At 70.4% G+C, this 8520-nt stretch carries 8 protein-coding genes; 3 read left to right on the forward strand and 5 right to left on the reverse strand.

Annotated features, from left to right (window positions below; genetic code table 11):
• Positions 1-65 precede the first annotated feature (65 nt).
• From AC06FP_RS11795 to AC06FP_RS11815, 5 genes are all read right to left on the reverse strand, one after another.
• Positions 66-587, reverse strand: a complete 522-nt coding sequence (locus AC06FP_RS11795; protein ID WP_478075610.1) for a DUF411 domain-containing protein — start codon at positions 585-587, stop codon at positions 66-68.
• 56 nt (positions 588-643) lie between these two features.
• Positions 644-946 carry an EF-hand domain-containing protein gene (locus AC06FP_RS11800; protein ID WP_478075611.1) on the reverse strand — a complete coding sequence of 101 codons (303 nt, stop codon included), beginning with the start codon at positions 944-946 and terminating at the stop codon, positions 644-646.
• A gap of 55 nt (positions 947-1001) precedes the next feature.
• Complete coding sequence (locus AC06FP_RS11805) at positions 1002-2267, reverse strand: copper resistance protein B (protein WP_478075612.1); 1266 nt, start codon at positions 2265-2267, stop codon at positions 1002-1004.
• Positions 2264-4021, reverse strand: a complete 1758-nt coding sequence (locus AC06FP_RS11810) for a copper resistance system multicopper oxidase (RefSeq protein WP_478075613.1) — start codon at positions 4019-4021, stop codon at positions 2264-2266. The genes AC06FP_RS11805 and AC06FP_RS11810 overlap by 4 nt, the downstream gene beginning before the upstream one ends.
• 171 nt (positions 4022-4192) lie before the next feature.
• Positions 4193-4555, reverse strand: a complete 363-nt coding sequence (locus tag AC06FP_RS11815; protein ID WP_478075614.1) for a CopL family metal-binding regulatory protein — start codon at positions 4553-4555, stop codon at positions 4193-4195.
• A 122-nt stretch (positions 4556-4677) separates the two neighbouring features.
• On the opposite strand from AC06FP_RS11815, the gene AC06FP_RS11820 reads away from it, so the two are divergent.
• The 3 genes from AC06FP_RS11820 to AC06FP_RS11830 all read left to right on the forward strand — a co-directional run bounded on the left by AC06FP_RS11820 (position 4678) and on the right by AC06FP_RS11830 (position 8300).
• Positions 4678-5799: a PLP-dependent cysteine synthase family protein gene (locus AC06FP_RS11820; RefSeq protein ID WP_478075615.1), complete on the forward strand. Its 1122-nt coding sequence runs from the start codon at positions 4678-4680 to the stop codon at positions 5797-5799.
• Between the two features lie 34 nt (positions 5800-5833).
• On the forward strand, positions 5834-7861 hold the full coding sequence (locus AC06FP_RS11825; protein WP_478075616.1) for a M3 family metallopeptidase: 2028 nt from the start codon (positions 5834-5836) through the stop codon (positions 7859-7861).
• 88 nt (positions 7862-7949) lie between these two features.
• A complete protein-coding gene (locus AC06FP_RS11830) occupies positions 7950-8300 on the forward strand; it encodes an SH3 domain-containing protein (RefSeq protein WP_478075617.1) in 351 nt (116 codons plus the stop codon).
• Positions 8301-8520 lie beyond the last annotated feature (220 nt).

Here is an 8520-nt window from a genome sequence, read left to right on the forward strand (position 1 = left end):
GCGGCGGCGCCGGCCTGCTCCTTCTCCCGCGCGCGGGAGAAGGAATCTGGTCCGCGGCCCCTGGATCACTCGTGCCGCGAGAATTCGTGCAGGCTGCCGTCCTCGGCCAGCAGCGCCACGGTGAACGGCTCGCGGTAGCCATCGGCCGACTCCATGCCCGGCGAGCCGATCGGCATGCCCGGCAACACCAAGCCGCGGGCCTTCGGCCGCTCCGCCAGCAACTTCAGGATCGCGGAGGCCGGCACGTGGCCCTCCACCACATAGCCGTCGATTTCCGAGGTATGGCACGACATCATGCCGTCGCCAATGCCCAGGCGCCGTTTCACCGCCGCCATGTCGCCGGTGTCGTGGATCTCCACCGGAAAGCCCGCCGCCCGCATGTGCTCGGCCCAGCCGCCGCAGCAGCCGCAGTTGGGGTCCTTGTGCACCTTCACCACCGGCAGGGTGGCGCGGGCCGGGGCTGCGTCGGCCGCGCTGGTGGCGGCCTCGGCCGCCGGCGCCGCCGGTGTCGCATTGCAGGCGCTGACCAGCAGCGTGCCGGTCGCCAGCGTGAGCGCGTGCAGGGAGAGTCTTGAAAGCAGTTTCATGAGTCGGGCTCCGTCGGGATCGCCGCGCCGGCACAACGCCGGCGCGGCCAGGGCGCTTACAGCATGGACATGCCGCGCTTGAACTCGTTGGCATCGAGCCTGCCGTCGCGGTTGGCATCGCTCATGTCGAAGTGCGGCAGCAGGGCATGGTTGGCCGGCAGCTCCTGGCGGGTGAGGAAGCCGTCGCCATTGCCATCCAGGCGCTTGAAGGCGGCCTCGATATCGGTTGCCGCCGCGCTCGCGGCGGGTTGGGCCGGGTGCGCGCCGTGGCCATGCGCGTCGTGCCCGGCGTGCTGGGCGAACGCGGCCGGTGCGAAGCTGGCGATGGCGGTGAACAGCAGGCTGTACAGGGTCTTCATGTGATGTTCCTTGGAGGTAGTGGTTTGGCGCGCATGGCGCGCGCCAGTGTTGGGATCAGAACCAGAAGCGGACGCCGGCAACCCAGCGCGAGTCGCGGATGCCTTCGCCGGCGTCGCGATGGATGTCGGCGCTGCGACCGTACCTGCGCTCGTGCACGAAACCGACGTAGGGCGCGAAGCGGCGGGTGATCTCGTAGCGCAGGCGCAGGCCCGCCTCGACATGGCCCAGTCCGCTGCCGACACCGCGCCGCGGGTCGTCGTCGGCGGCCAGGCTGGCTTCCAGCGAGGGCTGCAGGATCAGCCGATTGCTCAGCAGCAGCGAGTATTCCGCTTCCACCGCCAGTTCGGCCCTGCGCGGCCCGCCCAGGTAGGCGGTGGCGGCGAACTCGAACTTGTAGGGCGCCAGGCCCTGCACGCCGATGGCCGCGCGGGTCAGGCCGGGCGCATCGCCGCCGTCGTGGCGGACGCCGCCGACCACGTCCCACCACGGCGAGATGGCGTGGCCGTAGAGCGCGTCCAGCGACCATTCGCCGAGCCGGCCCTCGCTGCGCTGCCCCTCGCTGCGTAGCCACAGGCGGTCGATGTCGCCGCCGAACCAGCCCTTGGCGGCCCATGACTGGCCGCTGCCATGCGCGTTGTTCCAGGCTTCCAGGTGGTCGAACAGCACCAGGCTGTTGAAACCAGGCGCGTGCTGCATCGCATGCGGCTGCAACGTGGGGAAGGCGGCGGCCAGGTCCGCGGCGGTCGGTTCGGGGATGGGCTCGCGCGGCGCCTGCATGGCCGCGGCGCCGTGGCCACCATGATCGCCATGGCCGGCGTGCATGTCCGTACCGGAAGCAGCGGCAGGCACGTGGCCGGCATGGGCGTCGGCCGGAACAGGCTGGGCATGACCCGCAGGCATGTCGTGCCCGGCATGGGTGTCATGGCTGTCCGTGGATTTTCCGGTGGGCGCGTCCAGCGCATGACCGGCATGCGGATCCGCGGCCGGCTGTGGCGGCATCGCGTGGGACGCGTGATCCATCGGCGTCGCATGGCCGGCATGCCCGTCCGCCCGACCGGGAGCGCCGGCCGGCATCGTGTGGCCTGCATGCGGGTCGGGCACCGGTTCGGCCGGCCGGGCCGGCGCCATGTGCGCGGCATGGCCCGCGTGCGGATCGCTTTCCGGCGACGTGGCGGGAACCGCGGGTGCATGACCCGCATGCGGGTCCGGCTTCGCGGTGGCCTCGTGGCCGTGATGGCCGGCATGCGCGTCCTGCGCGGCGGCGCTGCCGGTGGCCGCGGCCAGGGCGATGAACAGCAGGGACCGGGTCGTCGTCTTCATGCCTCGATCCTCACTTCGCGCATCATGCCCGCTTCCATGTGGTACAGCAGGTGGCAGTGGAAGGCCCAGCGGCCCAGCGCATCGGCGCGTACGCGGTAGCTGCGGCGCGTGCCCGGCGGCATGTCGACGGTGTGCTTGCGCACCTGGAACTGGCCATCGGCGTTCTCCAGGTCGCTCCACACGCCATGCAGGTGGATGGGGTGGGTCATCATCGTGTCGTTGACCAGCACGATGCGCATGCGCTCGCCGTAGTTCAGCCGCAGCGGTTCGGCGCCGGCGAACGGGATGCCGTCGAAATTCCAGGCGAACTTCTCCATGTGCCCGGTCAGGTGCAGTTCGATCTCGCGGCCGGGTTCGCGTCCGTCCGGGTCGTCGAACAGCGAATGCAGGTCGGCGTAGGCGAGCACCCTGCGGCCGTTGTCGCGCAGGCCGATGCCGGGGTCGTCCAGCCGCGGCGAACTGGCCGAACTCTGCATGTCCACCAGCGGGTTGCCGCGTTCGCCGGGCGGATGCTTCGGCGCGCTGCCGCCACCGCCGCCGTGGCCGGCGTGGGCATCGTGCCCGCCATGCGCCATCTGCATGCCGTCATGGCCGCCGTCGTGGCCATGGGCCATGTCGGCCATGGTCAGCAGCGGCCGCGGGTCCAGCGCCGGCACCGGCGCCTGCAGGCCATGGCGCACCGCCAGCGTGCCGCAGGCGTGGCCGGTGCGGCCCATGTCCTGGGCGAAGATCGTGAACGCGTCCTGCCCGGACGGCTCGACGATCACGTCGAAGGTCTCGGCCACGGCGATGCGGAACTCGTCCACGCTCACCGGGTGGATGTACTGGCCGTCGGCGGCCACCACGGTCATCTTCAGCCCCGGGATGCGCACGTCGAAATAGGTCATCGCCGAGCCGTTGATGAAGCGCAGCAGCACCTTTTCGCCGCTGCGGAACAGCCCGGTCCAGTTGCCAGCCGGCGCGGTGCCGTTCATCAGGTAGGTGTAGGTGTGGGCGTTGATGTCGGACAGGTCCGACGGCGTCATCCGCATCCGTCCCCACATGCCGCGGTCGGCCAGCGTGGCGCGCAGGCCATCGCGGCGCGCATCGCGCATGAAATCGCCCACCGTGCGCTGGTAGGTGTTGTCGTGCATGGGCATCTTCTTCATGCGCCGGTACAGCGCCGCCGGGTCCAGGTCGGTCCAGTCCGACAGCAGGATCACGTGCTCGCGGTCGAAGCGGTACGGCGGCGGCTCCAGCGGGTCGATCACCAGCGCGCCGTACAGGCCCGCCTGCTCCTGGAACAGCGAATGGCTGTGGTACCAGTAGGTGCCGGACTGGCGCAGCTGGAAGCGGTACTGGAACGCCTCGCCGGGCGCGATGCCGTCGAAGCTCAGCCCCGGCACGCCGTCCATGTTGGCCGGCAGCAGGATGCCGTGCCAGTGGATCGAGGTCATCTCGTCGGCGAGCGTGTTGGCCACGCGGATGTTGACCGTATCGCCCTCGCGCCAGCGCAGGATCGGCGCCGGCAGCGAGCCGTTGACGGTGACCGCGCTGCGCGCGCGGCCGGTGAAATCGACCGTGGAGCGGCCGATGGCCAGGCTCAGGTCGGTGCCGCGCAGCTCGCTGGCGGCCATCGCATGGGCGGGGGCGGCGAACGCATCGGAGGCGCGCCACAGCCCGGTGCCGGCAACGACGCCGCCCAGGGCCAGGCCCTGCACGAAGCGCCGCCGCGACAGCACCGAACGCGGATCGGAAAGAAAATCGGTTTTCATGGGTACTCCATCGGCCATCCACGTGGGGGACGCGGACGGCAGCTGCGGATTGCTCGGGACACGCAGGAACGCGCTCGGCGCACGACGGGGTGAGGTCACCTGGCGCGGCGGGCCGCGCACCTGCGGAATAGCCGCCGGCGCGCTGGCGGCGCGCCGACGCTCACGGCCGGGTCAGGCGATGGGAGGCCGGTTGAGTTTGGCCGGGCGCACGTCGTAGCGCGCGGGCGTGGGCGCCATGGGCTCCGGGGAGCGGACGATCTCGCTGGCCGGCGACGCCACCGGCGTGGGCAGCATGTTGCAGTGCTGGGTGCAGTCGCAGTGCTTGCCGTCGCCGCAGGGCGGGGCCGGAGGCTGCGGCTGCTTGGCCGCATCGTGCATGCCGCCGCCGTCGTGGCAGCCGGCGTGGTCCATGTCCATCGTCGTCATCGCCCCCGCGCCGCCAGGCATCGCCATCGCCGTGGCCGACCACACCGACCCGACCGCACCGGCGATCAGGGACAGGCACAGCAGCAGGGGCAGAAGGATGCGCGGCACGCGGGGTCGGCAGGAACAGGAGTGCGCACCATACCACCGTGCGGCGCGGGACGTCGCCGCGCCGGTCCGCCGCGGACCATCCACAGTAGAATCGGCTTCAGCTTTCATTGAGTGTGCGATCCATGTCCCAGCGCGCCTGGGTGGCGGCGGCCATCCGCAAGATCGAAGCCGATTTCAACCGCTCGGCCGATACCCACCTGATCCCGATCGACCTGCCCGGCTTCCCCGGCATCGACGTATACCTGAAGGACGAGTCCAGCCACCCGACCGGCAGCCTCAAGCACCGCCTGGCGCGCTCGTTGTTCCTGTACGCGCTGGCCAACGGCTGGCTGCGCGAGGGCTGCCCGGTGATCGAGGCGTCCAGCGGCTCGACCGCGGTGTCCGAGGCCTATTTCGCCCGCCTGCTGGGCCTGCCGTTCATCGCGGTGATCCCGGCCAGCACCTCGCCGGAGAAGATCGCCGCCATCGAATTCCACGGCGGCCGCTGCCACCTGGTGCAGCGCGCCTGCGACCTGAACTGCGAATCCGAGCGGCTGGCGCGCGAGACCGGCGGCCATTTCATGGACCAGTTCACCTACGCCGAGCGCGCCACCGACTGGCGCGCCAACAACAACATCGCCGAGTCGATCTTCAAGCAGATGGCCGAGGAGCCGCACCCGGTGCCGGAATGGATCGTCTGCAGCCCCGGAACCGGCGGCACCGCGGCCACCCTGGGCCGCTACGTCAGCTACCGCCGCCACGACACGCTGATCCTGTGCGCGGACCCGGAAGTGTCGGTGTTCTACGACGGCTACTGCGCGGCGCTGGCCGGCGCCGACTGGCACGACATGACCTGCGAGGGCGGTTCGCGCGTGGAAGGCATCGGCCGCCCGCGCGTGGAGCGCAGCTTCATCCCCACCTGCGTCGATGCGATGGTCAAGGTGCCCGACGCGCTGAGCCTGGCCGCCATGCGCCACGTCAGCGCCACCCTCGGGCGCCGCGTCGGCGGGTCCACCGGCACCAATTTCATCGGCGTGCTGCAGGCCGCGCAGCTGATGCGCGATGCCGGCCGCGACGGTTCCATCGTCACCATCCTCTGCGACGCCGGCGAACGCTACGCGCACAGCTACTACGACCCTGCCTGGTACGAACGCCAGGGCATCGACGTGGCCGGCGCCGACGCCGTCATCGCCGCCGCGGTGAACGGACAGGGCCTGCCGGCGCTGCCTTGTGCCTGGCTGGAGCCGTCGCCATATCGGACCTGATGCCGGCCACGCCGCAACCGCTTCCAGGACCCCCATGAACGCCAATCCCCTGCTCGACTTCTCCGGCCTGCCGCGCTTCGACGAGATCCGCCCCGCGCATGTCACCCCGGCCATCGACGCCCTGCTGGCCGAGGCCGAAGCCGCGCTGAAAGCCGCCGAAACCGTGGCGCCGGTGAGCTGGGAAAGCTTCGTGACGCCGTTGGACGACGCCACCGAGCGGCTGTACCGCGCCTGGGGCCAGGTCGCGCACCTGCAGGCGGTGGCCGACACGCCGGAACTGCGCGAGGCCTACAACGCCAACCTGCCGAAGATCAGCCGCTTCGGCAGCGCCATGGCGCAGAACCCGGCGCTGTATGCGCAGTACAAGGCGCTGGCGGCATCGCCCGGGGCCGCGACGTACGACGACGCCCGGCGCAGGGTGCTGGACAACGCCCTGCGCGATTTCCGCCTGGGCGGCGCCGAACTCGGCGAGGCCGACAAGGCGCGCTTCGCGCAGATCCAGCAGGAACTGTCGGCGCTGTCGGCGAAGTTCTCGCAGAACGTGCTCGACGCCACCGACGCCTTCGCCCTGTACGTCGAGGACGAGGCCGAGCTGTCGGGCCTGCCGGCCGACGTGCGCGCCAATGCCCGCGCCGCGGCGCAGAAGGACGGGCGCGAGGGCTGGAAGCTGACCCTGCACATGCCGTGCTACCTGCCGGTGCAGACCTATGCGGACAACCGCGCGCTGCGCGAGACGCTCTACCGCGCCCACGCCGTGCGCGCCTCCGAGTTCGGCGACGCCGCCCTCGACAACGGCGGCAACATCGACCGCATCCTGGCCCTGCGCGCCGAACTGGCCGCGCTGCTGGGGTTCGACAGTTACGCGGAGTACTCCATCGCCACCAAGATGGCGACCGATGCCGCGCAGGTGCTGGGCTTCCTGCGCGACCTGGCCGCGCGCGCCCGGCCGTACGCGCAGCGCGACCGTTCCGAGCTGGAAGCCTTCGCCCGCGACGAACTGGGCATGGACGAACTGCAGGCCTGGGACCTGGCCTATGCCAGCGAAAAGCTCAAGCAGGCGCGTTACAGCTACTCCGAGCAGGAGGTGAAGCAGTACTTCACCGAACCCAGGGTGCTTGCTGGCCTGTTCGGCGTGATCGAGCGCCTGTATGGCCTGAAGGTGCAGCCGGACCAGGCGCCGGTCTGGCACGAGGACGTGCGTTTCTACCGGCTCGTCGACGCCGGTGGCGCGCTGGTCGGCCAGTTCTACATGGACCTGTATGCGCGCGAGGGCAAGCGGGGCGGTGCCTGGATGGACGACTGCCGCAACCGCCGCGTCACCGCCGCCGGCGTGCAGACCCCGCTGGTCTATCTGGTCTGCAACTTCGGCCGCGGCAGCGACGGCAGGCCCGCCACCTTCAGCCACGATGAAGTCACCACGGTCTTCCACGAGATGGGCCATGGCCTCCACCAGCTGTTGACCCGCATCGGCGAGCTGGCGGTGGCCGGCATCAACGGCGTGGAATGGGATGCGGTGGAACTGCCCAGCCAGTTCATGGAGAACTTCTGCTGGGAATGGGAACAGGTGCAGGCGATGACCGCCCGTGTCGATACCGGCGCGCCGCTGCCGCGCGCGCTGTTCGACAGGATGCTGGCCGCCAGGAACTACCAGAGCGGCATGTTCACCGTGCGCCAGCTGGAGTTCGGCCTGTTCGACATGCTGCTGCACAGCCAGTACCAGCCGGCGCAGGAAAGCGTGCTGCAGTTGCTGGAGCGCGTGCGCGGCGAGGTCGCGGTGAACTTCCCGCCGGACTGGAACCGCTTCCCGCACCAGTTCAGCCACATCTTCGCCGGCGGCTACGCAGCCGGTTACTACAGCTACAAGTGGGCCGAGGTGCTCAGCGCCGATGCCTACGCCGCGTTCGAGGAGGCGCCGGAGCGGTTCCTGGAGACCGGCGCGCGCTTCCGCGACGAAGTGCTGTCGCGTGGCGGCAGTCGCAGCGCGGCGGAGAATTTCCGCGCGTTCCGTGGCCGCGAACCGCGGATCGACGCCCTGCTGCGCCATAGCGGCATGGCGGCCTGAGGCGCGGCGGCATGGCCCCGGCGGGATTCAGCCGGGGTGATGCCGGGCCGCGTTATTGATGCACGACCTTTCCCGCAGGCATCCGGACATGCCCCGTCTCATTCCGCGCCTCGCCGCTGCCGCCGCCATCGTCGCGGTGGTCCTGTGGTTCCAGCCCGAGATCGTCGAACCGTCGGCCAAGGTCGGCGGCAGCGGCCTGAACCTGCGCAGCGCCCCGGATACGCGCGCCGACCGCGTGGCCGTGCTGCCTGTCGGCACGACCGTGGAAGTACAGCGCTGCCTGGATGACCTGAGCTGGTGCAACGTGCGCCATGGCGGACAGAGCGGCTGGGTGGCGGCGGACTATCTGATCGCCCGCGCCGACGGCAAGCGCGTCAAGGTGGGCGAGGCCGGCAAGGAACTGGGCGTGGTCATCGAGACCGCCAAGCCGGGAGGCTGAGCCCTCCAGCGCCTGCATGGCGACGCATGAATGCACGCCGGACGTTCTTGCCCCTTCCCAAAACCTTCAACACCCCGCATACTTTCGCTCCTTCGCCGCCGGCCTTGCGGCTGGCAGCGAAGGAAGGAAGGAAGTTGAAGTCGCCCTCGACGAGGTGTTGACGGCAACAAAAAGGCTGCCATAATAGGCGGCTCGCTTCGACGAAACGCCTTCGGGTGTC

Source organism: Stenotrophomonas sp. Steno-Z2 (assembly GCF_056393235.1).

What these genes read in the sequence shown, in the direction of transcription:
- AC06FP_RS11810 (WP_478075613.1), bottom strand. Translation starts at nt 4,021, where the DNA reads ATGAAAACCGATTTTCTTTCCGATCCGCGTTCGGTGCTGTCGCGGCGG.
- AC06FP_RS11820 (WP_478075615.1), top strand. Translation starts at nt 4,678, where the DNA reads ATGTCCCAGCGCGCCTGGGTGGCGGCGGCCATCCGCAAGATCGAAGCC.
- AC06FP_RS11800 (WP_478075611.1), bottom strand. Translation starts at nt 946, where the DNA reads ATGAAGACCCTGTACAGCCTGCTGTTCACCGCCATCGCCAGCTTCGCA.
- AC06FP_RS11805 (WP_478075612.1), bottom strand. Translation starts at nt 2,267, where the DNA reads ATGAAGACGACGACCCGGTCCCTGCTGTTCATCGCCCTGGCCGCGGCC.
- AC06FP_RS11830 (WP_478075617.1), top strand. Translation starts at nt 7,950, where the DNA reads ATGCCCCGTCTCATTCCGCGCCTCGCCGCTGCCGCCGCCATCGTCGCG.
- AC06FP_RS11795 (WP_478075610.1), bottom strand. Translation starts at nt 587, where the DNA reads ATGAAACTGCTTTCAAGACTCTCCCTGCACGCGCTCACGCTGGCGACC.
- AC06FP_RS11825 (WP_478075616.1), top strand. Translation starts at nt 5,834, where the DNA reads ATGAACGCCAATCCCCTGCTCGACTTCTCCGGCCTGCCGCGCTTCGAC.